This window comes from Streptomyces sp. NPDC088261 (genome assembly GCF_044740805.1).
GTDB lineage: Bacteria > Actinomycetota > Actinomycetes > Streptomycetales > Streptomycetaceae > Streptomyces.
The window spans coordinates 256,255-279,312 of the sequence record NZ_JBIURL010000008.1 but is presented as its reverse complement, the minus strand read 5'-3'; the positions used below and the strand labels follow the sequence as shown (position 1 = coordinate 279,312).

Annotated in this window: 16 protein-coding genes; 8 read left to right on the top strand and 8 right to left on the bottom strand. The window is 71.8% G+C overall.

Translation table 11 applies throughout. The features are described from left to right. Positions 1 to 145 precede the first annotated feature (145 nt). Positions 146 to 1,063: an aldo/keto reductase gene (locus tag ACIODU_RS18330; protein ID WP_401768626.1), complete on the top strand. Its 918-nt coding sequence runs from the start codon at positions 146 to 148 to the stop codon at positions 1,061 to 1,063. On the opposite strand, the gene ACIODU_RS18325 is transcribed toward ACIODU_RS18330, so the two are convergent. The 3 genes from ACIODU_RS18325 to pgm all read right to left on the bottom strand — a co-directional run bounded on the left by ACIODU_RS18325 (position 1,044) and on the right by pgm (position 5,039). Continuing rightward, positions 1,044 to 1,385 carry a hypothetical protein gene (locus ACIODU_RS18325; protein WP_356423070.1) on the bottom strand — a complete coding sequence of 114 codons (342 nt, stop codon included), beginning with the start codon at positions 1,383 to 1,385 and terminating at the stop codon, positions 1,044 to 1,046. The two genes, ACIODU_RS18330 and ACIODU_RS18325, sit on opposite strands and share 20 nt — an antisense overlap. After that, positions 1,382 to 3,103 carry a cytochrome c oxidase subunit I gene (gene ctaD / locus ACIODU_RS18320; protein WP_401768742.1) on the bottom strand — a complete coding sequence of 574 codons (1,722 nt, stop codon included), beginning with the start codon at positions 3,101 to 3,103 and terminating at the stop codon, positions 1,382 to 1,384. Before ctaD ends, ACIODU_RS18325 begins: the two co-directional genes overlap by 4 nt. A 295-nt stretch (positions 3,104 to 3,398) precedes the next feature. Further along, a complete protein-coding gene (gene pgm / locus ACIODU_RS18315; RefSeq protein WP_401768624.1) occupies positions 3,399 to 5,039 on the bottom strand; it encodes a phosphoglucomutase (alpha-D-glucose-1,6-bisphosphate-dependent) in 1,641 nt (546 codons plus the stop codon). A gap of 209 nt (positions 5,040 to 5,248) precedes the next feature. Between pgm and ACIODU_RS18310 the strand changes: the two genes are divergently transcribed. Next, positions 5,249 to 6,346, top strand: coding sequence for a glutamate--cysteine ligase (locus ACIODU_RS18310; protein ID WP_401768623.1), 1,098 nt, complete (start codon positions 5,249 to 5,251; stop codon positions 6,344 to 6,346). A 35-nt stretch (positions 6,347 to 6,381) separates the two neighbouring features. Here the strand turns inward: ACIODU_RS18310 and ACIODU_RS18305 are convergent, their stop codons facing one another. Then, a complete protein-coding gene (locus ACIODU_RS18305; RefSeq protein WP_401768621.1) occupies positions 6,382 to 7,050 on the bottom strand; it encodes a CGNR zinc finger domain-containing protein in 669 nt (222 codons plus the stop codon). 128 nt (positions 7,051 to 7,178) lie between these two features. Between ACIODU_RS18305 and ACIODU_RS18300 the strand changes: the two genes are divergently transcribed. Next, a complete protein-coding gene (locus tag ACIODU_RS18300) occupies positions 7,179 to 8,114 on the top strand; it encodes a pyridoxamine 5'-phosphate oxidase family protein (protein WP_401768618.1) in 936 nt (311 codons plus the stop codon). A 177-nt stretch (positions 8,115 to 8,291) separates the two neighbouring features. On the opposite strand, the gene ACIODU_RS18295 is transcribed toward ACIODU_RS18300, so the two are convergent. Beyond that, positions 8,292 to 9,548 (bottom strand): hypothetical protein, encoded by a 1,257-nt coding sequence (locus ACIODU_RS18295; protein WP_401768615.1) that lies wholly within the window; start codon positions 9,546 to 9,548, stop codon positions 8,292 to 8,294. A gap of 328 nt (positions 9,549 to 9,876) precedes the next feature. On the opposite strand from ACIODU_RS18295, the gene ACIODU_RS18290 reads away from it, so the two are divergent. Further along, positions 9,877 to 13,167, top strand: a complete 3,291-nt coding sequence (locus ACIODU_RS18290) for a S8 family peptidase (protein ID WP_401768613.1) — start codon at positions 9,877 to 9,879, stop codon at positions 13,165 to 13,167. A gap of 142 nt (positions 13,168 to 13,309) precedes the next feature. Further along, positions 13,310 to 14,254, top strand: a complete 945-nt coding sequence (locus tag ACIODU_RS18285; protein ID WP_401768612.1) for a D-2-hydroxyacid dehydrogenase family protein — start codon at positions 13,310 to 13,312, stop codon at positions 14,252 to 14,254. A 21-nt stretch (positions 14,255 to 14,275) separates the two neighbouring features. Here ACIODU_RS18285 and ACIODU_RS18280 read toward each other — a convergent pair whose 3' ends face one another. The 3 genes from ACIODU_RS18280 to ACIODU_RS18270 all read right to left on the bottom strand — a co-directional run bounded on the left by ACIODU_RS18280 (position 14,276) and on the right by ACIODU_RS18270 (position 17,572). After that, positions 14,276 to 15,508 (bottom strand): threonine synthase, encoded by a 1,233-nt coding sequence (locus tag ACIODU_RS18280; RefSeq protein ID WP_401768610.1) that lies wholly within the window; start codon positions 15,506 to 15,508, stop codon positions 14,276 to 14,278. A gap of 120 nt (positions 15,509 to 15,628) precedes the next feature. After that, a complete protein-coding gene (locus tag ACIODU_RS18275; RefSeq protein ID WP_401768608.1) occupies positions 15,629 to 16,357 on the bottom strand; it encodes a hypothetical protein in 729 nt (242 codons plus the stop codon). A gap of 69 nt (positions 16,358 to 16,426) precedes the next feature. After that, complete coding sequence (locus ACIODU_RS18270; protein WP_401768606.1) at positions 16,427 to 17,572, bottom strand: glycoside hydrolase family 88 protein; 1,146 nt, start codon at positions 17,570 to 17,572, stop codon at positions 16,427 to 16,429. A 392-nt stretch (positions 17,573 to 17,964) separates the two neighbouring features. On the opposite strand from ACIODU_RS18270, the gene ACIODU_RS18265 reads away from it, so the two are divergent. The 3 genes from ACIODU_RS18265 to hemC all read left to right on the top strand — a co-directional run bounded on the left by ACIODU_RS18265 (position 17,965) and on the right by hemC (position 22,910). After that, on the top strand, positions 17,965 to 20,685 hold the full coding sequence (locus ACIODU_RS18265) for a glycosyl hydrolase family 95 catalytic domain-containing protein (RefSeq protein ID WP_401768604.1): 2,721 nt from the start codon (positions 17,965 to 17,967) through the stop codon (positions 20,683 to 20,685). 188 nt (positions 20,686 to 20,873) lie between these two features. Next, positions 20,874 to 21,845 (top strand): YbhN family protein, encoded by a 972-nt coding sequence (locus tag ACIODU_RS18260; protein WP_401768601.1) that lies wholly within the window; start codon positions 20,874 to 20,876, stop codon positions 21,843 to 21,845. Positions 21,846 to 21,974: 129 nt separating this feature from the next. Next, positions 21,975 to 22,910 carry a hydroxymethylbilane synthase gene (gene hemC / locus ACIODU_RS18255; RefSeq protein ID WP_401768598.1) on the top strand — a complete coding sequence of 312 codons (936 nt, stop codon included), beginning with the start codon at positions 21,975 to 21,977 and terminating at the stop codon, positions 22,908 to 22,910. Positions 22,911 to 23,058: the final 148 nt, after the last annotated feature.

The window sequence follows — 23,058 nt, the reverse complement described above, 5'->3', positions numbered from 1 at the left end:
GGCTTGTTGGGAGAAAACCCACGAGTGTTTCCGGAGCTTTTCCGGGGACGTTCCGGGGCGGCTCCGGTGTGGTCCCGGGGCGGTTCCCGGTACGGCGCGGGCGTCGCACTTGATCGTCCGGCACGCGCGTGAGCATGCTTCCCCCATGACGTCCCCCATGTCCTCCTCCTCACCCGCCCCCGCTCCCCGGCCCGACTTCCCGCTCGGCGGTACCACCACGATCCCCCGGCTGGGTTTCGGCGCGATGCAGCTGCCGGTCGCGCGGAACGGTTCCCACGACCGGGACGCCGCGCTGGCGGTCGCGCGCCGCGCCGTCGAGCTGGGCGCCCGCCACATCGACACCGCGTCCTTCTACTTCTCCGGCGACGTCCGCGCCAACGACCTCCTGCGCGAGGCGCTGCACCCGTACCCCGCCGGTCTGACGATCGCCACCAAGATCGGCCCGCTGCGGAACCCGGCCGGGGAGATGTACGGGGAGGCCACCGCCGAACAACTGCGTCCCGAGGTGGAGCGCAACCTGCGGGAACTCGGCGTCGACGTGCTGGATCTGGTTTATTTGCGGGTGGGGCGGCTCTCCGCGAAGGGCGGCCCGCCGCTCGGCGACCGATTCGCCGTCCTGGCCGCGCTGCGCGACGAGGGGCTGATCCGCCACCTCGGGGTCAGCAACGTGTCCGCCGGGCAGCTCGCCGAGGCCAGGGCCGTCGCCCCGGTCGCCGCCGTGCAGAACCGCTTCGGTGTGCTCGACCAGGAGGACGCGGCCCTGGTCGACACCTGCGCGGCGGCCGGCATCGCCTACATGCCGTTCTTCGCCCTCGGCGGCAGCCACGGCAGCCTCGCCGACGACCACCTGCGCGCGGTCGCCGAACGCCACGGCGCGACCGCGCACCAGGTGGCGATCGCCTGGGGCCTCGCGCGGTCGCCCTCGATCGTCCAGATCCCGGGCACCGCCTCGCTCGCCCACCTGGAGCAGAACATGGCGGCGTCCGGTCTGGTCCTCGGCCCGGCCGACCTGGAGCTGCTCGGCCGGGCGGGAGGCCGACGCGTCAGCGGACCAGCAGGGTGACGGCCGCGCAGGTGCCCGTCGCCGCGCCGGCGGCCACCAGCGCGGCGGCCACGCAGCGCGTCCTGAGCTGTTCGTAGCGCTCCGTGTACTCGCCGCGCAGCTCGTGGGCGCGCTCCGCGATCCGTACGAGCACCGCCTTGGACACCGCGATCCGGTCGGCGGTGTACACCCGCTCCACGTCCTCGCGCTGCGCGGTGGTCAGCCACGGCAACTGTGCGGTGAACAGGGCCGCCCGCCGGTTGATCTCCTCGATCTCGGCGCTCCACAGGAGGTAGCCCTCCAGCTGGACCAGCCCCCGGACGCTGTCCTCCTCCGGCTTCACCGCTGCTTGTCCCCGGGCGCCACGGTCGTGGAGTCGACGGGCCGGTTGCTCTCCTCCTCCAGGGCCCGGATGGCCGGATGGTGGAGGTCGAAGGCGGGGGACTCGGAGCGGATCTTCGGCAGGGTGAGGAAGTTGTGCCGCGGCGGCGGGCAGGACGTCGCCCACTCCAGCGAGCGGCCGTAGCCCCACGGGTCGTCCTCCTCGATCTTCCTGCCGTACCGGGTGGTCTTCCAGACGTTGTAGAAGAACGGCAGCATCGACAGGCCGAGGACGAACGCGCTGATCGAGGAGACCATGTTGAGCGCGGTGAACCCGTCGGCGGCGAGATAGTCCGCGTACCGGCGGGGCATGCCTTCCGCGCCCAGCCAGTGCTGCACCAGGAACGTGCCGTGGAAACCGCAGAACAGCGTCCAGAAGGTCATCTTGCCGAGCCGTTCGTCCAGCATCTTCCCGGTGAACTTCGGCCACCAGAAGTGGAATCCGGCGAACATAGCGAACACCACGGTGCCGAACACCACGTAATGGAAGTGCGCGACCACGAAATACGAGTCGGAGACGTGGAAGTCCAGCGGCGGCGAGGCGAGGATGATGCCGGTCAGTCCGCCGAAGAGGAAGGTGACCAGGAATCCGACCGACCAGAGCATCGGTGTCTCCAGCGACACCGAGCCCTTCCAGATCGTGCCGATCCAGTTGAAGAACTTCACCCCGGTCGGTACGGCGATCAGGAAGGTCATGAACGAGAAGAACGGCAGCAGCACCCCGCCCGTGACGAACATGTGGTGGGCCCACACCGTGATCGAGAGGCCCGCGATCGAGATGGTCGCCGCCACCAGCCCGATGTAGCCGAAGACCGGCTTGCGGCTGAAGACGGGCAGGATCTCGGTCACGATCCCGAAGAACGGCAGGGCGATGATGTACACCTCGGGATGACCGAAGAACCAGAAGAGGTGCTGCCACAACAGCGCGCCCCCGTTGGCCGGGTCGAAGACGTGCGCGCCGAACTTGCGGTCCGCCTCCAGGGCGAGCAGCGCCGCCGCCAGGACGGGGAAGGCGAACAGCACCAACAGGGCTGTGAGCAGCACGTTCCAGGTGAAGATCGGCATCCGGAACATCGTCATGCCGGGCGCGCGCATGCAGATGATCGTGGTGATGAAGTTGACCGAACCGAGAATCGTGCCGAAGCCCGACAGCGCCAGACCCATGACCCACAGGTCGCCGCCGATGCCCGGCGAGCGGACGATGTCGGTGAGCGGGGAGTAGGCGAACCAGCCGAAGTCGGCGGCGCCGTTGGGCGTGAGGAGACCGCTGACGACGATGAGCGAACCGAAGAGGTACAGCCAGTAGGCGAGTCCGTTGAGCCGGGGGAACGCCACGTCGGGCGCGCCGATCTGGAGCGGCATGATCCAGTTGGTGAATCCGGCGAACAGCGGGGTCGCGAACATCAGCAGCATGATCGTGCCGTGCAGCGTGAACGCCTGGTTGAACTGCTCGTGCGAGACGATCTGGATGCCGGGACGGGCCAGTTCGGCGCGCATGAAGAGCGCCAGCACCCCGCCGACGATGAAAAAGGCGAATGAGGTGATGAGATACAACGAACCGATCGTCTTGTGGTCGGTGGTGGTGAGCCAGCCCACGATGATATTACCGGGCCGTTTGCGCAGGACCGGCATTTCGTTCTGGTAGCTCTCGTCGGCCTCGGCCGACCCTTCCGTACCCATCGTCGTCACTGCGACGCTCTCCTCCGGCTCGACGGTCGCGGGTGGACTCGGCAAGCAGCATGGCGGCGGATTCACCGGGCGGGTGACACCGCCTCATTCCCGGCGCGTCGCATATCGCGTACCGGTACGTCCCGCTCGCCTTGCGGGGGCGCCGAGTTGCCCCGGTGTCCACCGTTCGCGGCCCGCGGTGATTTTCACCCGGGAGAGGGACGTGGGCGGTCCACGACGGACAGCGCCGGGCCCGCCCCGGGCGGGGGCGGGCCCGGCGCTGTCCGTGCGCTGTCCGTACGGTGTCTCAGCCCGCGAGGGCGGCCGCGACGACGGCCTTCGCCTCCTCCTGCACCCGCGCGAGGTGGTCGGGGCCCTGGAAGGACTCCGCGTAGATCTTGTAGACGTCCTCCGTGCCCGACGGGCGCGCGGCGAACCACGCGCTCTCCGTGGTCACCTTGATGCCGCCGATGGCGGCGCCGTTGCCGGGCGCCTCGGTGAGCACCGCGGTGACCGGCTCCCCCGCGAGGGTGTCGGCCGTGACCTGGTCGGGCGAGAGCCGCCCCAGGATCGCCTTCTCCTCGCGGGTGGCGGCGGCGTCGATGCGCGCGTAGGCGGGCTCGCCGAAGCGGGCCGTGAGCGCGCCGTAGTGCTCGGAGGGGGTCTTGCCGGTGACCGCGAGGATCTCGGAGGCGAGCAGCGCGAGGATGATGCCGTCCTTGTCGGTGGTCCACACCGAACCGTCGCGCCGCAGGAACGACGCGCCCGCCGACTCCTCCCCGCCGAAGCCGATCGATCCGTCGGACAGCCCGTCCACGAACCACTTGAAGCCGACCGGGACTTCCACCAGCGGGCGGCCGAGATCGGCGGCGACCCGGTCGATCATCCCGGAGGACACCAGGGTCTTGCCGATGCCCGCGCCGGCCGGCCACCGGTCGCGGTGCGCGTACAGGTAGCCGATGGCCGCCGCCAGGTAGTGGTTGGGGTTCATCAGCCCGGCGTCCGGGGTGACGATGCCGTGCCGGTCGGCGTCGGCGTCGTTGCCGGTGGTGATCGCGAACCGGTCGCGCCCCTCGATGAGCGAGGCCATCGCGTACGGCGACGAGCAGTCCATCCGGATCCTGCCGTCCCAGTCCAGCGTCATGAACCGCCAGGTGGGGTCGGCCAGGGGATTGATCACGGTCAGGTCGATCCGGTGCTGTTCCGCGATCCGGCCCCAGTAGCCGACCGACGCGCCGCCGAGCGGGTCGGCGCCGATCCGTACCCCCGCCGCGCGGACCGCGTCCAGGTCCAGTACGGCGGGCAGGTCGGCCACGTAACCGCCGAGGAAGTCGTAGCGGTCCGTCGTCTCCGCGGCGAGCGCGCGGGTGTACGGCAGGCGCCGTACGTCCTTCAGGCCGGCCGCGATGATCGCGTTGGCGCGGTCCTGGATCCAGCCGGTCGCGTCCGACCCGGCGGGACCGCCGCTGGGCGGGTTGTACTTGAACCCGCCGTCCCGGGGCGGATTGTGCGACGGGGTGACGACCACACCGTCTGCGAGGTGGGAGGCGCGGCCGCGGTTGTACGTGACGATGGCGTGCGACACCGCCGGGGTGGGGGTGTAGCCGTCGGCCGTGTCGAGGAGCAGGGTCACGCCGTTGGCGGCGAACACCTCGACGGCGGTCACCCGGGCGGGCTCGGAGAGCGCGTGGGTGTCGATGCCGAGGAAGAGGGGCCCGTCGGTGCCCTGGTCGGCGCGGTACTCACAGATCGCCTGGCTGGTCGCGGCGATGTGGTCCTCGTTGAACGCGGTGTCGAGCGACGACCCGCGGTGTCCCGAGGTGCCGAACGCCACCCGCTGACCCGGTTCGTCCAGGTCGGGATGGAGGGCGTAGTACGCGGTCACCAGGCGGGCGACATCGGTGAGATCCTCCGGGCGCGCCGGCTGTCCCGCTCGTTCGTGTGCCATGTGCCCACTCCTCCACATCGGTCCCTGCGATCAGACGATCGGTTCATCATCCCGGGTTACCGTGAATAACGACGGGTGACCCGCCGGTCCGCGCACGATACCGGCGGGGGTACGGCACACTCCTCCGCCCTCGCCACGTTCGGTGACGCGGAACGGGGGCAGACGCAGCACCCGGCGCGAACGTGCCGTATTCAAGAAAGGCGGTCGTTGTGCGCAGTGTCGGTGTGGAGGAAGAACTGTTGCTCGTGGACGCCTCGACGGGCGAGCCCCGGGCGCTGTCCGCGGCGGTCCTGGCCTTTGCCTCCCGGGGCAGCAGTGACGCGGACGTGTTCGAACTGGAACTGCACGGTTCCCAGCTGGAGTTCGCGACGCACCCGCAGACGGACATGGGGGAACTGTCGCGGGAGATCCTGCGGTGGCGGGCCGAGGCGGCCGATCACGCGGCGAACGCGGGAGCCGCGGTGGCCGCGCTGGCGACCTCGCCGCTGGTCGTGGGGCCGTCCATCAACCCGGGCGAGCGGTTCGACTGGCTCAAGGAACAGTTCGGGCTGACCGCGCAGGAGCAGATCACCTGCGGCTGCCACGTCCATGTGGCGGTGGAGTCGGACGACGAGGGTGTGGCGGTGCTCGACCGGATCCGGCCGTGGCTGTCGGTCCTGCTCGCGATGAGCGCGAACTCCCCCTTCTGGCAGAGCAACGACACCCGGTACAGCAGTTACCGCAGCCGGGTCTGGGGCCGCTGGCCGTCGGCGGGGCCCGTGGAGGTGTTCGGCTCCGCCGAGCGCTACCACGCCCTGGTCGACGCCATGGTCGGCACCGGTGCCCTGCGCGACACCGGGATGATCTACTTCGACGCCCGGCTCTCGGCGGCCTGGCCGACGGTGGAGATCCGGGTGGCGGACGTCTGCCTGGACGCCTCCACCACGGTGCTGATCGCCACGCTGGTCCGGGCGTTGGTGGAGACGGCGGCCCGCGACTGGCGGGCGGGCAAGCCCGTGGTCGACCCGGGGGTCGGGCTGCTCAGGCTGGCGTCGTGGCGGGCCGGCCGGTCCGGGCTCGACGACGAGCTGATCAACCCGGAGACCATGAAGCCGGAGCGCGCGGAGGCCGTCGTGGCGGCGCTGCTCGCCCACGTCCATGAGGCGCTGGACGACAGCGGCGACCTGATCGCCGCGCAGGAGGAAGTGGCCCAGCTGTTCAAGACCGGCAACGGCGCCCGCGTCCAGCGGGAACTGTTCGAGCAGAGCGGCAGCCTGCGCGAGATGGTCGCGGAGTGCGCCCGGCGCACCTCGGCGGGCCCGGCCTGACCGACCGGGCGGGGCGGGGTGTCCTGGCCGGCCGGTCAGGACACCCCGCCCGGATGGTGGCGCCGGTAGTGGCGCGCCACGCGGGCGCGGTTGCCGCAGCCCGCCGAGCACCACTCCCGGCGCGGATGCGCCCGGACGAAGTACCGCACACAGCCCGGGGCGTGGCAGGCGCGCAGCTCCGCCGCGCCGGGTCCGGTGAACAGCAGTACGGACTCCTCCGCGATCCGTGACAGGGCCCGGGCCTCCGGGCCGTACGACGAGCCGTCGGCGCGCGCCGGCGGCTCGCCCTCGTTCCAGGACAGGTACGACCAGCCGGGCGCGTGGGCGCAGGCGCGGTTCACGGCGGCGACGGCCGCGGCCAGGGACGCGACCGGGGAGACGGCGGCCGGCCGGGTGTCCTCCGTCGCCACGGCGGCCAGCCGCCGCAGCGCGTCGCGCAGCTCGCGGAACCACTCCACGGGCGGCCCGTCCGGGCCGGACACGGCCCCCGCCCCCGTTCGCGGCCCGTCCAGCTCCAGGGGCGGCGAGAAGTACCCCTCCACGGCGCGCAGCCACCTCGCCAGGTCGCCCGCGTCCACCAGCGCGTCGTACACCCCCTCCCGGTCCGCCCAGACGGTGTTCATCAGCTCGACCGGGAGGGGCTCCCCGAGAGGCGGCGGCGGGGCGCCCGGCGGGGCCGCGGCCGGTGGATCCGTGCTCTGCATGTCCTCACCCTAACCAGGGACCTAATGGTTGTCGATCGCCTCATCCATTTGACGTGCCCGGCCGACCGTGGTTCTCTTGACGCGCACCTAATGGTAAGGGTGCATCTCAAGCGTTAGGGGTGGCGGGAATGGGCGGTCCGACCGGTTTCCACGAGGGTGAGCTGGCCGTACAGCGGCGCGCCGGGGTCGGCGGCCCGGCCGCCCGTCTCGCGGGCATGCTGGCCCCGCCCGACCTGAGCGGCGGCGCGGCGACCTTCCTGCGCGACCGCGACCTGGCCGTCCTCACCGCCCGCGACCGCGACGGTCGCCTCTGGACCTCGCCCCTGCCCGGTACCCCCGGCTTCCTCGTCGCGCGGGACCGGTCCCTGGAGGTCCACGCCCTGCCCGCGCCCGGCGACCCGCTCGCGGACCTGGCCGAGGACCAGCAGGTCGGCATGATCGCGATCGACTTCGCCACCCGCCGCCGGCTCCGGATCAACGGCTCCCTGGCCGGGGCCGGCCCGTCCGGCCTCACGGTCGCGGTGGACCAGGCGTACGGCAACTGCCCCCAGTACATCCAGCGCCGCCACCTCCACCGCCCGCCGGGCCGCGCGGGCACCGCTGTCCCCGAGGTGCGGTCGGGCGACTCGCTGGACGCCGAGGGCGTACGGCTGGTCCGGGCGGCCGACACCTTCTTCCTGGGCACGGCCCACCCGACGCGGGGCGCCGACGCCTCCCACCGGGGCGGCACCCCCGGCTTCGTACGGGCCGACGGCGACGGCCTGTGGTGGCCCGACTATCCGGGCAACAACATGTTCAACAGCCTGGGCAACCTGGCGGCCGACAGCACCGCCGCCCTTCTCTTCCTGGACTTCACCACCGGCACGACCCTCCACCTGTCCGGCACCGCGGCCGTCGACTGGACCGCGCCGGGGGTCCCCGGCGACGACGGCGGTACGGGACGGCGGGTGCGCTTCACCCCGCGCCACGTCGTCACGACCGCGGTCCCGGTGCTCGCGGACACGGTCGCCCCGTACCCGCGCAACCCGCCCCTCACCGACACCCCCGACCGGGAGACACCGTGACCACAAGGCCCGTCGCGGCCACCGGCGCCTCCGCACTCCTCCGGGCGTCCCTGCGCCCGCCGGAGACCCCGGCCGCCCCGGCGCGCCGAGGCGGCCGGGGCGGTGGGTGGGGGTGGGCCAGGTGGTGTGAGGGCCGTCAGCGGAAGGGAACGCCGGGGAGCCGGGCCGCGGGGACGGTCAGCACGTCGGGACTCCGGGCAGCCACGCCTCGGGCACGTCGATGAAGATGTTCGAGACATAGCCGCCGTGGTCCGGCAGGTAGGCCCAGCCGTCGTTGGTGATGCCCTCCACCGTGATCCGCTCGCCGTGCACCTGGCACGAGACGGTGACCCGGGTCGGCCCCGGCAGCCGTGACACCTCGCGGGACTGGGTGGTGGGCTGCGCCCGGACCCGTACATCCGTGCCCCAGGTGGGGAAGGACGTGCCCGCCGAGCCGCCGGTCCAGAGGTAGGTGACGGTCACCCAGCCGTTGTCCGCCAGGCCGATGTTGGCGAAGGTGCCGTCCGCGAGATCGATGCCCGCCGGGTTCGCCACCAGCCGGCCCGAACCGTCGCGGCCGCCGTTGTATCCGCTCTCGTACGCCGCCTGCGCCTCCGGCCTGCTCTGCGGCAGGTCCTTGAAGGTCTCCCGGACCGACGACGGGTTCCAGTAGTCGTCCCGGGTGTTCCACGGGCCGACGTCCCAGACCGGCGCCGTCTCGCAGCGCGCGGGGCCACAGACCCGTACGGAGTACTGGCCGCTGCCGTTCGGCGACAGGCCGCGCCGGGACGGCAGGGCGACGAAGTGGTCGCTCGGCTGGATGACATGGCCGTTGGCCGTCGTCCGGCCGACGAGCCCCTCGCGGGTCGCGAAGACCCGGGCGCTGACGGCGGCGGCCGCCCCGGCGGCCCGCGGCTCGGGGCCGCGGTCGGCGGTCAGCCGCAGTCCGTCGACCCGGGCCCGCCCGTCCCCGTCCCACAGGGTGAGGCGGGCCTGGACGGTGGCGACCGTACGGGGCAGGGCCACCGCGGTGGTGCCCGCCGCCTCGCGCCACTCCGTCCAGGCCCCGTCGGCGGACCGCCCCCGGACCTCGACGGTGACCCGCGCGCCGGAGGGGGTACGGGCGGACAGCTCGGCCCTGACCCGGTTGACGGGACGGTCGAGCGTCCTGGGCGCGAGGACCTGCGCGCCGTACCCCCGCTCGCCCGCCGTGGTGGCGGTCGCGGCGGTGTCCGTACGGCGCAGGCCCAACGCGCCTTGTACGAAGCGGACGTTGACGTCGTCGGCGTCGACCCGCGACAGGTCGGCGGACCAGGAGACCGGGCCCCGCGCTACGCGCGTGGATTTTTGGGTGTCGGCCGCCACGGCCGGTGACGTGGTCACCGCCGGGCCCAGCAGGGCGAGTACCGACAGGAGCCCGGTCACCCAGCGGAGTCGCTCTCGTCTGTGACGCATGCGCGCATCTCTCTCGTTCGGAGGTGTCGGAACGTGATGAAGCGGATCTCTTGCGAGTGACGGGGCCGGCGTCGGCGGCAAGTATGCCATGTCCACATCAAGTTGTGGTGCGATTCTCGGACGTGTTCTGGCGCGTTCCTGACGCATGTCCGGGGAATGCCGACCCGGCGGAACCCGTCGTACGGAATTCGCCTCTTCTGTTCAAACGCGCTCTCAATTGATCGTGTGGACCTCAACTGAAGCTCGAAAAAGGGCAGTTGTGGTCCGAAATCACTTCAGCGTTGGGGGAGACTTGCTCAGAAGCAGGAGAACGAGAGCGGGAGCGGCCATGGTCGCCGCCCTGCTCACGGCGGGCCTCACGACGGGCGTGACCGCCGCCGCACCGCCCACCGGCGCCACTCCGGCGGGGGAGGCCCCGCGGACCGGCGGTGGCTCCTCCGTCATCACCCTGGTCACCGGCGACCGGGTCCACGCGGACGCCGGGGGCCGGGTCAGCCGGGTGCGGCCGGCCGAGGGCCGCGACCACATCGCCATGGCGGTACGCCGCTTCGAGGGCAGGACGTACGTCCTGCCGGCCGACGCGGCGCGACTGGTGTCCCAGGGGAAGCTGGACCGCCGGCTCTTCGACATCACCGGACTGCTCGCGGACGGGTACGACGACGCGCACCGTACGACGCTGCCGCTCATCGTGTCGTACACCCGGCAGAAGGCACGGGCGAAGTCCGCCTTCGCGGCGGCCGACGTGTCGGTCCGCCGCAGCCTGCCGGTGCTCTCCGCGGAGGCGGTGACCGTGCCGAAGGCGGCCTCTCCGGAGGTGTGGCAGGCGCTCACCGCCCCCGACACGCGGGGGAGTTCGGCGCGCGTCGCCGGGGCGGGCATCGGGCGCGTCTGGCTCGACGGCAAGCGCGAGGCGAGCCTGGACCGGAGCGTCGCGCGGATCGGCGCGCCGGCCGCCTGGCGGGCCGGGTACGACGGCAAGGGCGTGAAGATCGCCGTACTGGACACCGGCGTCGACGAGACGCACCCCGATCTCCAGGGCACCGAGATCGCGCAGAAGGACTTCTCCGGGGCGGGCAACACCGTCGACCACGTCGGCCACGGCACCCACGTCGCGTCCATCGCGGCGGGCTCCGGGGCCAAGTCCGGCGGCACGTACAAGGGGGTCGCGCCCGGCGCGAAGATCCTCGACGGCAAGGTCCTGGACGACTCCGGCTCGGGTGACGAGTCCGGGATCGTCGCCGGTATGCAGTGGGCCGCCGACCAGGGCGCGAAGGTGGCCAACCTCAGCCTCGGCGGGTACGACTCCCCGGAGGTGGACCCGATCGAGGCGGCGGTGGACAGGCTCTCCGCCGACCGGGGCATCCTCTTCGTCGTCGCGGCGGGCAACGAAGGACCCGGCGCGCGCACCGTCGGTTCCCCCGGCAGCGCCGCCTCGGCCCTCACCGTCGGCGCCGTCGACCACGCCGACAGGCTCGCCGCGTTCTCCAGCACCGGACCGGCGGCCGACGGGACGCTGAAGCCCGACCTCACCGCGCCCGGCGTGGACATCGTCGCGGCCAAGGCGGCCCAGGGCCAGATCGGCGACCCGGCGGCCGACGGATACGTGGCCCTGTCCGGTACGTCCATGGCGACCCCGCACGTGGCGGGAGCCGCCGCGATCCTGGCCCAGGAGCACCCGGACTGGACCGGCGCGCGGATCAAGCAGGCGCTCACCGCCTCCACCGCGCCCGGCGCCGGGCTCTCCGCGTACCAGCAGGGCACCGGCCGGGTGGACGTGGCCCGGGCGGTCACGCAGTCGGTCGTGAGCGACCAGACCTCCGTGAGCTTCGGGGTGGCGCAGTGGCCGCACGCCGACGACACGCCCGGCTCGCGGACGGTCACGTACCGGAACAGCGGCGACACGCCGGTCACCCTCGACCTCGCCGTGGCCGCCACGGGTCCCGACGGCAGGGCGGCCCCGGCCGGCGCCTTCGGCCTGGACACCGCCCGGCTGACCGTGCCGGCGGGCGGCACCGCGGACGCCGTCCTCACCTCGGACACCCGGATCGCGGGACCGGACGGCGCCTACTCCGGCTCCGTCGTCGCGACGGCCACCGAGGGCGGACAGCGTGTGCTCACGTCCTTCGGCGTCCTCCGCGAGGAGGAGTCGTACGACCTCACGCTCAAGTTCCTCGACGCCAAGGGCAGGCCCACGGCCGCCGCGGCGGAGGTCGTCGGGCACACGAACGGCGTATGGGAGTCCCCGTACGACGAGGACGGCGACGGGACCGTGAAGGTCAGGGTCCCCAAGGGCACGTATCTCTTCGACGTGGCGGTGGACGGCCCGAAGACCGACGGGGCTCCGTCCCTCGCGCTGCTCGTGCGGCCGCAGTACGACGTCACGAAGAACGCCACGCTCACCTTCGACGCCCGCAGGGCGAAGCCGGTGAGCATCACACCGCCGGGCAGGGCGAAGGAGCTCTCCGCCTACACGAACTACCTGATGATGGCGGACGCGGACCACATGTTCGGCTCCACCTGGTTCCTGAACAGCTTCCAGGGCGTCTCCACGGCTCAGATCGGCGCGGCGCTCCCCGCCGAGCGGTTCACCGCGCAGCTGGGCTCGCTCTGGCAGCAGGGCAGCACGAACTACCACCTGCTCTACAACCGCGCCGGTTCGGTCTACACCGGGTTCAGCCGCAGGGCGACGACCGGTGAACTCGCCCTGGTGAACCTCAGGATCGGCGCCTCCGCCAAGAAGCGCACGGGCTACGTCAGCTCGTCCTGGAGCGCGAACGGCCTCGGCATAGGCGCCGGGACCGGGTTGTTCGCCCTGCCCACCACGGCGAAGACCTACATCACGGCCCCCAAGGGCTTCACGTGGGACTTCGGCGTGGGCCAGCAGCAGAGCGGGGAGGAGGACGGCGTCCGCCTCGGCTCCGACGACGCGAAGAACTACCGGGCGGGCAAGACGTACACGAAGACCTTCAACGTGGGGGTGTTCAGCCCGCGGGTGGGCCCGTACAGCGGTGAGCGGCAGGACGACTCCATGATCGTCTGCGTGGACGAGTTCACCGACGGGGCCGGGCACTGGGGCCGGTCGGCGGTCACCAAGCAGCGCACGGTGATCACTGCCGACGGCAGGAAGATCCTCGACAAGCGCGAGGATCTCTGTCAGATCGTCGCGAACCTGCCGGCCGCGGCGGCGCGTTACGTCGTCAGCACCGACGCGACCCGCTCCACCGCGCTGGCGGGCGTCACCACCCGCCTCGTCGCCTCCTGGTCGTTCGTCTCCGAGCGGCCGTCCGCCGAGGGCGCGGACCTCCCGCTGTCCACGGTCCGCTTCCTCCCGAAGCTCGACCTGGCCAGCACCGCGGCCGCGGGCAAGAAGTTCACGGTCCCGCTGGCGATCGACGGCCCGGCGGCGGGCAGGGGCTTCAAGTCCCTGTCCGTACAGGTCTCGTACGACGGCGGTACGAAGTGGGCGAAGGCTCCCGTCACCACCGGCAAGGGCGGGAAGAAGAGCCTGACGCTCAGCCACCCGAAGAAGGCCACCTCGGTCTCCTTCAGGGCGAGGCTCACGGACACGAAGGGCTACACGTACGACGTGACCGTCGTGAAGGCCTACCTGCTCACGTAGGCGGCGGACACGGCGGACCGACCAGTACCGCGCCCGGGGGACCGGCAGGACTCCCCGGGCGCGGCGTCATGACCGGCGCGGGCCGCGCCGGAACCGCCCACGTAGGCTTCGGGCGTCAGCAGCCAGGCAGGGAGGAACGACCGTGCGCGTCGCCGTGTTGGACGACTACCAGAACGCCGCTCACCGCTTCGGTGACTGGCGGAGCCTCGACGCCGAGGTCACCTTCCTGCACGAACACCTCGCCGACACCGACGCACTCGTCGAGGCCCTGCGCGGCCACGACGTCGTCGTCGCGATGCGCGAACGCACCCCGTTCACGGAAGAGCGCTTCGCCCGCCTGCCCGACCTGAGGCTGCTCGTCACCACCGGCGCCGCCAACGCGGCCATCGATGTCGCGGCCGCGCACCGCCACGGCGTCACCGTCTGCGGCACGGAGAGCAAGCCGTACGCCACCCCCGAGCTGACCTGGGGCCTCATCCTCTCCCTGATGCGGCACCTCCCCGAGGAGTCCGCCGGGATGCGCCGGGGGGAGTGGCAGCACACCCTCGGCGGCGACCTGCACGGACGTACCCTCGGCGTGGTCGGCCTCGGACGGCTGGGTGCGCGGGTCGCCGCCGTCGGCAACGCCTTCGGCATGCGGGTGACCGCCTGGAGCACTCACCTCGACCCCGCGCACGCCCGCGCGTGCGGCGCCGAACCGGTCGGCAAGGACACGCTGTTCTCGACGGCCGACGTGGTGACCCTGCACTACAAGCTCAGCGCGCGCAGCACCGGCCTCGTCGGCCGCCGCGAGCTGGCGCTCATGAAGCCCGGCGCCTACCTCGTCAACACCTCACGCGGCCCGCTCGTCGACACGGCCGCCCTCGTCGAGGCCCTGCACGAGGGCCGGATCGCCGGGGCCGGCCTCGACGTCTACGACGTGGAGCCCCTGCCGGCCGACGACCCGCTCCGTACCGCGCCGCGGACCGTACTGACCCCGCACCTCGGGTACGTCACCGAGGAGACGTACCGCGTCTTCTACGGCGGCGCGGTGGAGGACATCGCCGCCTACCGGGCGGGGGCGCCGATCCGTACGCTCACCCCCTGACGCGCCCGCGCGCGCGGCGCCTCACGCCCTGCGCGCCGGGATCCGCCCGTGCACCGGCAGCGTCGGCACGTCCACCGGGACGGTCTCCGGGTACTTGAGCCCGCTGCCCGTGTTCAGCACGACCACGTTCTCGCCCCCGTTCAGCCACCCGGAGGCGCGCAGCCGCTCCACGGCGGCGAAGCACGCGGCGCCCTCGGGGCAGACGAAGGCGCCCTCCGCGCGGGCCACCGCCGCCTGCGCGGCCAGCAGTTCCTCGTCGGTCACCGCGATCGCGGTGCCCTCCGTCTCCCGTACGGCGTCCAGGACCAGGAAGTCACCCAGCGCCTTGGGCACGGTGATGCCGAAGGCGACCGTACGGGCGTCCACGGCGGCGACACTCTCGCGGTCACCGCGCGCGAACGCGTCCACGATCGGCGCGCACCCCGTCGCCTGCACCGCGACCAGGCGCGGCAGGTCCCCGGTCAGCCAGCCCAGCTCCCGCATCTCCAGCAGGGCCTTGTGGATGCCGATGATGCCGACCCCGCCGCCGGTCGGGTACAGGATCACGTCCGGCGCCCGCCAGCCCAGCTGCTCGGCGATCTCGTACCCCATGGTCTTCTTGCCTTCGAGGCGGTACGGCTCCTTGAGCGTGGAGACCTCCTGGTAGCCCTCGCGCTCGGCGACCGCCGCGGCCACCAGCTTGCCCGCGTCCCCGATCAGGCCGTCCACCAGGTACAGCTCCGCGCCGGACACCACGCATTCGGTACGGGTGATCTCCGGGGCGTCGACCGGCATCGCGATCAGGCTGCGCATCCCGGCGCGGGCGGCGTAGACGGACCACGCCGCGCCCGCGTTCCCGTTCGTCGGCATCGCGATCCCGGTCACGCCCAGCTCGGCCGCGCGGGAGACACCGACGGCCGCGCCGCGCGCCTTGAAGCTCCCGGTCGGGACGAGCCCCTCGTCCTTCATGCGCAGCCCGGGCACGCCCACGCTCGCGCCGTAGCGCGGCAGATCGAGCATCGGGGTCATGCCCTCGCCGAGGGAGACCACGTGGCGCGCGTCGCGGACGGGCAGCAGCTCGTGGTAGCGCCAGAGATCGGGGGCACGGCCCGCGATCTCCTCGCGGGTCACGGTGGCCCGTACCCGCTCCAGGTCGTAGCGCGCCAGGAGCGGGGCGCCCGCCGCGGACGTCCCCTGGACCACGTCGGGGTCGCTCACCGCGCCGGTCCTGGAGCATTCGAGGCGGTCCAGGGCCGAGAAGAACGGAGCCGGCATGTCGTTCCTTCCACAACGGGTGTCCGGAACGGGCGCGGTCCGGCTTCTTCCCGAGGAGAACGCACGATGATCGTTCCCGTCAAGGCCCGGCCGTACGGTCCCGGGGACCCCGGGGATCTCTCAGAAGGCCAGCAGCGCCAGCGCCCGGCGGGCGTCCTGCGCCGCGCCCGCCGTGTACTCGACGCCGAACGCGTCCGCGCCGAGCGCGGCGATCAACCGCTCCCGCAGCGCGTCCTGCTCGACGGCGTCGTCCGGGTCCGGGATCTGCCCGGCCGCCCGGTACGCGCCCACCGCGGCGCCCAGCAGCCGGGCCGACCGGGCGTGGTCCCCGTCCGCGTCGGCGATGACGGCCGCGTCGGCCGTCACGTACGGCAGCATGTCGGGCCAGTCGGCCGCCAGCGCCTGCGCCCGCACCTCGGCGAACAGGTCCCTGGCCCGGTCCTGGTGGCCCAGGCGCAGCTCCACGTAGCCCAGGTTGTGGTGTTCGACGGCGACCATCCGGAGGTCGCCGATCTCCTCGTGGAGGGTGACGCTCTCCCCGATCAGGACCCGGGCCGATTCGAGGTCGCCGGACATCGTGGCCACACCGGCGAGGAGGTGCGCGGGGCCCGATCCGAGCCGCTTCTCGCCGCTTCCGTCCGCCACCTCGCGGGCCTGCGCGGCCCACCGCCCGGCCTCGGCGAGATCGCCGCCGCGCACCTGGACGCGGGCGAGCATGCAGAGCGCGTCCACCTCGGCCGCGGGGTCGCCCGCCCCGCGCGCCCGGTCCAGTTCGCGCCGGCTCAGCCGCTCCACGACGGCGGTGTCACCCCGCCGGAACGCGTCGCGCGCCTCCTCGTAGAACGTCATGCCCTCCACGCTACTGCGGTCGCGCGGGTACGGCAGGGGCCCGCGCGACCGCCGGGGCACGCCCGTCCGTCAGGTGGCGAGCCCCGCCAGCTCCGACCCGGCGAGCAGGAACGCGCCCACCCCGAAGTCGGCGGTGCTCCCGTACGTCACCGGCTGGCTCGACTCCGGCCGGTCGCCGACCTTCTGCACGTAGCCGAGGAAACCGTCCGGGTGCACGGCGGTGGCGACCATCCCGTTCCAGGCGCGCGCGGCGACCGGCAGGTAGGACGCGCGGGCGACCAGCCCGGTGGCGACGGCGTACGCGGTGCCGTACACGAAGAAGGACGTGCCGCTGGTCTCGGGTCCCGGCAGGTGGGCGGGGTCGGCGAGGTTGACGTTCCAGAAGCCGTCCGCGCGCTGCACCGCGGCCACCGCCGTCACCAACTGCGCGAGGGCGGTGCGGTATTCGGCGACGTGGCGTTCGGAGGACGGCAGGGCCTTGAGCGTCTTGACGTGGCCGCCGGCCACCCAGCCGTTCCCGCGTGACCACACCACCGGCTTGCCGCCCGGTGAGACGATCTTGCCGGGGAGGAACCGGTCGTCGCGGTACCAGAGGCCGGTGGACGCGTCGTACAGACCCGGGCCTCCCCGGACGCGTTTGGTGTGGTGGTAGAGGCTGTACAGCTTCTCCCAGTACTGGGTGTCGCCGCGCAGCCTGCCCAGGCGGGCGAAGGGCGGCATGGCCATGTGCAGGGCGTCGTCCCACCACCAGTCGTCGTTCTTGGCGGGCTGGTCGGTGTACACCATGCGGCGCAGGGACGCCTCGATGGCCGTGAGCTTCTGCGCCGACGGCTCGATCTCGTACAGGTCGAGATAGGCCTGTCCCGCGTTGTGGTTGTCGGCGTGGCGGGTGGTGACCCCGCCGCTCAGTCCGTAGGCGTGTTTCTCCGCCCAGCGCCGCGCGTAGGTGAGGTAGCGGGCCTCACCGGTCAGCCGGTGCACGGCGAGCAGACCGCTGAAGAAGGTGGCGTTGGCCCAGCCGTTGTCACCGGAGTCGCCGTGCGCGCCGATCCACTGGTCGGCGACCCGGAGCAGTACGCCGATGATCGCGGCCCTGGACGGCAGTTGGGGCGAGGGGGCGGCGGGCGCGGGGGCCGCCGCCGCGGTGGGGGCGGGCAGGACGGTCGCGGCCGCGGCGAGCGCGGCGCCGCCGGCGAGCAGGTGTCGTCTATCCATGTGAACGACTCCTTGAGGTGGGGGACCCCCATCTTCAGGTCCGGACCTTTGTGTGTCCATGGTGAGTACGGGTTTTCCACCGGGCGGGCGGAGTTCACGTCCGGGCCGTGAGTTCACGTACGAGAACATCCGGCCCGGGTGAGGGCGTGAGGTCGGCGGGGGAGTCGTCGGAGGAGGTCCGATCAATGGAACTCCAGCCAGGGCGAGAAGGCCGGAAATACTTCTGCGCAACTGCTTGACGGCCGGAAACCTCCGATGTTCACTGCGTGTTGCGCGCATGTCACGTCGCTGCTTCGCGCTGTTCCCCGATCCCCGCCCGGTTCCGCCACCACCCGCCGCATTCCGCACGTTCCCCCGCACCTCCCCCTCGCCGCCCGTGGGAGTGACACACCATGAGAGCCACCCGACTACCCGTCTTCCTCCTTGCCCTCGCCTGTCTGTTCGGCGGTCTCGCCGGTGCGTCGGCCTCCGCGTCGACCACCGACGCCGCGTTCAACTCCTCGACCGGTGCCCTGGACGTGGACTACGCGAGCTATCTCTCCAAACACGACATCGTCTACAACCGGCCCAACACCAGCCCCGTGCAGGGCCTGACGGTCGGCAACGGCAAGACCGGTGCGATGGCCTGGCAGGAGAACGGCCTGACCATGCAGGTCTCCGGGGTCGACACCTCGCAGCAGACCGCGTTCGGCGCCGGCCTGCTCAACCTGCGGACCACCCCCGCGATGGACTCGGGCTACTCCACGTACCAGCAGCGCCTCTCGCTGTACGACGGGACGCTCACCACCAAGTACGACAACAACCGCACCGTCACCGTGATGGGGTCGCCGAACTCCGAGGTCATGGGCGTCCACGTGGAGGACACCCGCGGCGGGATCTCCAACATCTCCCTCGACCTGAGCCTCTGGGACGTCTCCCAGCTGGGCAACAGCGGCGACGTGCCCAACCTCGACACCTGGAAGACGGTGTCGACCTACGCGGACTCCACCGGCGCCGGGCTGAGCCGGGGCCAGGCCGACCCGCAGAACTTCGGCTACACCCTGGCGGCGACCGTCGAGGGCGCGCCGTACACCGCGCAGGTCGTGGACGGCCGCAAGGTGCGGCTCACCATCACCCCGTCGACCAGCTACACCATCTGGTTCACCGCCAGCAGCCGGCTCAACGCGCCGTCGCACAACTCGGTCACCCAGGCCAAGAACGCGCTGAACGCGGTCAAGGGCACGGGATACAACACCACGTACACCAACTACCGCAACTGGTGGCACGCGTTCTGGCAGAAGTCGTTCGTCCAGTACTCCAACGGGTCCAAGGACGCGGACTACATGGAGAACATCTACTACCTGAGCACGTACATGATCGCGGCGGGCGGGTACGGCACCAAGCCCTTCCACTTCATCAACGGGGTCTTCCGGGCCACCGGGGACGCGACGAAGTGGAGCAACGCGTACTGGTACTGGAACCAACGCGACGTCTACAACTCGTTCCTGGCGTCCAACCACAGTGATCTGCTCAACGGGTTCAACCGGTTGTACAGCGACAACTTCAACGCGCTGAAGTCGGCGACCCAGACCAGATACGGCGTGGACGGCATCTGGGTGCCGGAGACGATGGGCTGGGACGGCAACGCGCGCGGCACGGTCAACAGCGACTACACGAAGAACATCTGGTCGACCGGCGCCGAGGCCGCGTACAACATGTTCCTCCAGTACAAGTACACGAACGACGCCAACTACCTGCGGAACACGGCGTATCCGTTCATGCGCGAGGTCGTCAAGTTCTACCAGGCGAAGCTCTCCCGCAACGCGAGCACCGGCCAGTACTACGTCGCGACCTCCAACTCGCACGAAACGTACTGGAACGTGCCCAACGCCATCACCGACCTCGCGGCCGTCCGCATGCTCTTCCCGCTCGCCATCCAGGCGGGATCGCAGCTGGGCCTCGACGCCTCCCTGCGCCCGCAGTGGCAGTCGATCCTCGACAACCTGATCCCGTACCCGGCGGACACCAACACCTACCTGCCGCACACCCCGCCGATCGCCCAGACCCGCAACAACGAGAACGTCGCCTCCGAGCTGATCTGGCCGTACGACCTCACGGGCATCGGCTACCCGGACCAGCAGAAGGCGATCAACACCTGGAACGCGCGGCCCTTCCCGTACGGGAACGTCTGGGCGCCCGACGCCGTGCAGGCGGCCCGGCTGGGCCTGGGGGACCAGACCTACCAGGGCATGAAGACCATGCTGCGGCAGTACCAGAACTACCCGAACGGCATGACGACCAACACCAACGGTGTGTTCGAGTACCTCGGGGTGCACCTGACCGCGATGAACGAGTCGCTGCTCCAGTCGTACAACGACAAGATCCGGGTCTTCCCCGCCGTGCCCACGGACTCGACGTTCGTCGGCAAGTTCAGCCTCCAGGCGAAGGGCGGCTTCACGGTCAGCTCGGAGCGTGAGGGCGGCGAGGTCAAGTACGTCGGTATCAAGAGCCAGTTCGGCAACAGCGCCCGCGTCGTGAACCCCTGGGGCACCCAGCAGGTCCGGGTCCGCCGGGTCTCCGACAACGCGATCATCACCACCGGCACCAGCGCCGAGATCACGTTCGCGACGGCGGCCAACACGGTCTACGTCGTCGAGCGCACCGCCAAGCCGCTGTCCAACTACACCACCACGCGGCTCACCGGCACGGCCAACCAGGGCTCCAAGGCGCTGAGCGGCACGGCCTCCACCCTGGGCATCTCCGGCACGTCGAACCCCATGGTCAACAACACCGCGCTGACCTACGACAGCAACTGGCACCTCACCAGCCCGCGGGGGTACGGCGACTACAACGACGACACCCACCACAGCAACACGGTGGGCGCCGTCGCGCAGTACACCTTCACCGGGACCGGCATCCAGTACCTGTCCGAACGCAACGGGGACATGGGGACGGTGGACGTCTATCTGGACAACGTCCTCCAGGCCACGGTGAATCTGAACGTGTCCGGAGCACGGCAGGTCCAACAGGTGGTCTGGCAGAAGTCCGGACTCTCCTCGGGCACGCACACGTTCAAGGTCATCAACAGGAGCACCCAGGTGGGGATGATCGACGCGCTGCGGATCACTCCGTAGTCCGGATCGTCCCCCGGGCCGGTCCTCCGGCCGGCGGCCCAGGCGCTGTCCCGCAACCGGGACAGCGCCTGGGCGTCGCCTGCCGGCCCGCCCCAGGACGCCCGGACGTCGCGCGCGCCTGGGACACTCACGGCGAGAGCACTTCCCGGCAGGTGCCCGCGCACCACGGACCAGGGACGACCGAGCCGATGGCCCTACTTCACCCGTCCGTCCCGCCCGGCGGACTCCTCCGGCGGCTGCCGCTGCGGCAGATCCTCATGGTCCTCCCGGTCGTGGCGGTCGGCGTCTGGGTCGCCCTCCACTGGCCGCTGATCGTCTCCGGCGGCCGGCAACTGCTCACGGCCGACCGCTCCTGGCTGCTCGCCGCGGTGGCGGCCACCGGGCTCGGCTGGGTGGCCGTGTCCTTCACCCGGCAGGGGACCGTCCTGGAGAGACTGCCCGCCGGACGGCTCCTCGCCACGCAGTTCGCCGCGGGCGCCGCCAACCACCTGCTGCCCGCCGGGCTCGGCGCGGGCGCCGTCAACCTGCGCTTCCTGCGCCGCTGCGGCCTCCCGCTCTCCCGCTCCTCCGCCTCCCTCGCGCTGTACCTGCTGGCCGAGTCCGTCGGGCGTGTCGTCCTCCTGATCGCCCTGCTGACGGCCTTCCCCCGGGCGCTGCGGCTGGACGGCCTCGTCCCGGACGGGGCGGGGGTGCCCCTCGCCCTGACGGCGGGCGCGGTGCTCGTCGCGGCGGCCCTCGCGCTCCTCGCCGTACGGCCCCTGCGCCGCCTCGTCGGCGGCTTCCTGCGCGTCGCGCTGACCGAGGCGCGCGGCCTGCACACCCGGCCGTCCCGCGCGCTGGCCCTGTGGGGCGGCTCGCTCGCCTTCCCCGCCCTCCAGGCGGCCGGACTGGTCACGGTGGCGCTGGCGCTCCACGTGCCCGTACCGGCGGTCCACGTGGCCATCGCCTACCTCGCGGCGAGCGTGGCGGCGGCGGCCGTACCGACACCGGGCGGCATCGGCTCGGTGGACGCCGCCCTGGTCGTCGCGCTGGTCACGGCGGGCGCGTCGGTCGCCGTGGCGACGTCGGCCGTCCTCGGCTTCCGCATCATCACGGTCTGGCTGCCGCTGGTGCCCGGCGCACTGGTACTGGGCCACCTGGTCCGCAGAAAGGTCGTCTGAGGCGGCATTGCCGCCGTCACGCGCGTGACCTGCGGAGCCGCCGTGGCGGACCGTGTCGTTTGGGCGCCCGGGGCGGTGGGTACAGAAGTTCGGTTACGAAGTGTGTCGCCGACGGCCTATCGTGGACCCATGTCCGCTCCCGCGCTGATCCGTATCGTCTCCCGCGACTCGCCCATGGCCCTCGCCCAGGTGGAGCGAGTCCGTGCCGAACTGGGCGTGCTCCACCCCGGCATCGCCACCGAGGTCGTCCCGGTCAAGACCACCGGCGACAAGTGGATGGGCGATCTGTCCCAGGTGGAGGGCAAGGGGGCGTTCACCAAGGAGGTCGACGCGGCCCTGCTGAACGGCGAGGCGGACCTGGCCGTGCACTGCGTGAAGGACGTGCCCGCGGACCGGCCGCTGCCGGCCGGCACCGTCTTCGCCGCGTTCCTGCGCCGGGACGACATCCGCGACGCGCTCGTCCACCCCGGCGGCCTCACGCTCGACGAGCTGCCCGCGGGCACCAGGATCGGTACGTCCTCGGTCCGCCGCGTCGCCCAGCTCGCCGCGTCCCACCCGGACCTGGAGTGCGTGCCGTTCCGCGGCAACGCCAACCGCCGGCTGGAGAAGCTTGCCGCGGGCGAGGCCGACGCGCTCCTGCTCGCCGCCGCCGGCCTCCGCCGCATCGGCCGCGAGGACGTCATCAACGAGATCCTGTCGCCCGAGGCGATGTGCCCCCCGATCGGCGCGGGCATCCTCGCCCTCCAGTGCCGCGAGGGCGACACGGACCTCATCGACACGGTGAGCGACCTCGGCGACCCGGACACCCACCGGGAGGCCACCGCCGAGCGGATGTTCCTCCACGTCCTCCAGGGGCACTGCAACAGCCCGATCGCCGGGTACGCGAAGGCCGGGCGCGGCGGCGAACTCTCGCTGCGGGCCTGCGTGTTCACCCCCGACGGCAAAACGGTCCTCAACGCCCACGAGTGGGCAGGCCGGTTGGATCCGGCGACTCTCGGTACATCCGTGGCGGTAGCGCTCCTGCGGCAGGGCGCGCGCGAGCTGATCGACAGCATCGCGCACTGACCTCCGCACGTCCTGTTGGGCGGTTCCCCACTCCGGGGAGCCGCCCAATTCGCGTGTCAGGACGTCCGTTTGATCGCCGTATGTGGCATGTAACTGACAACACAAGGTCAAATCCTCGTATCGGATCTGTCCGAACGAGGCTCTTCGA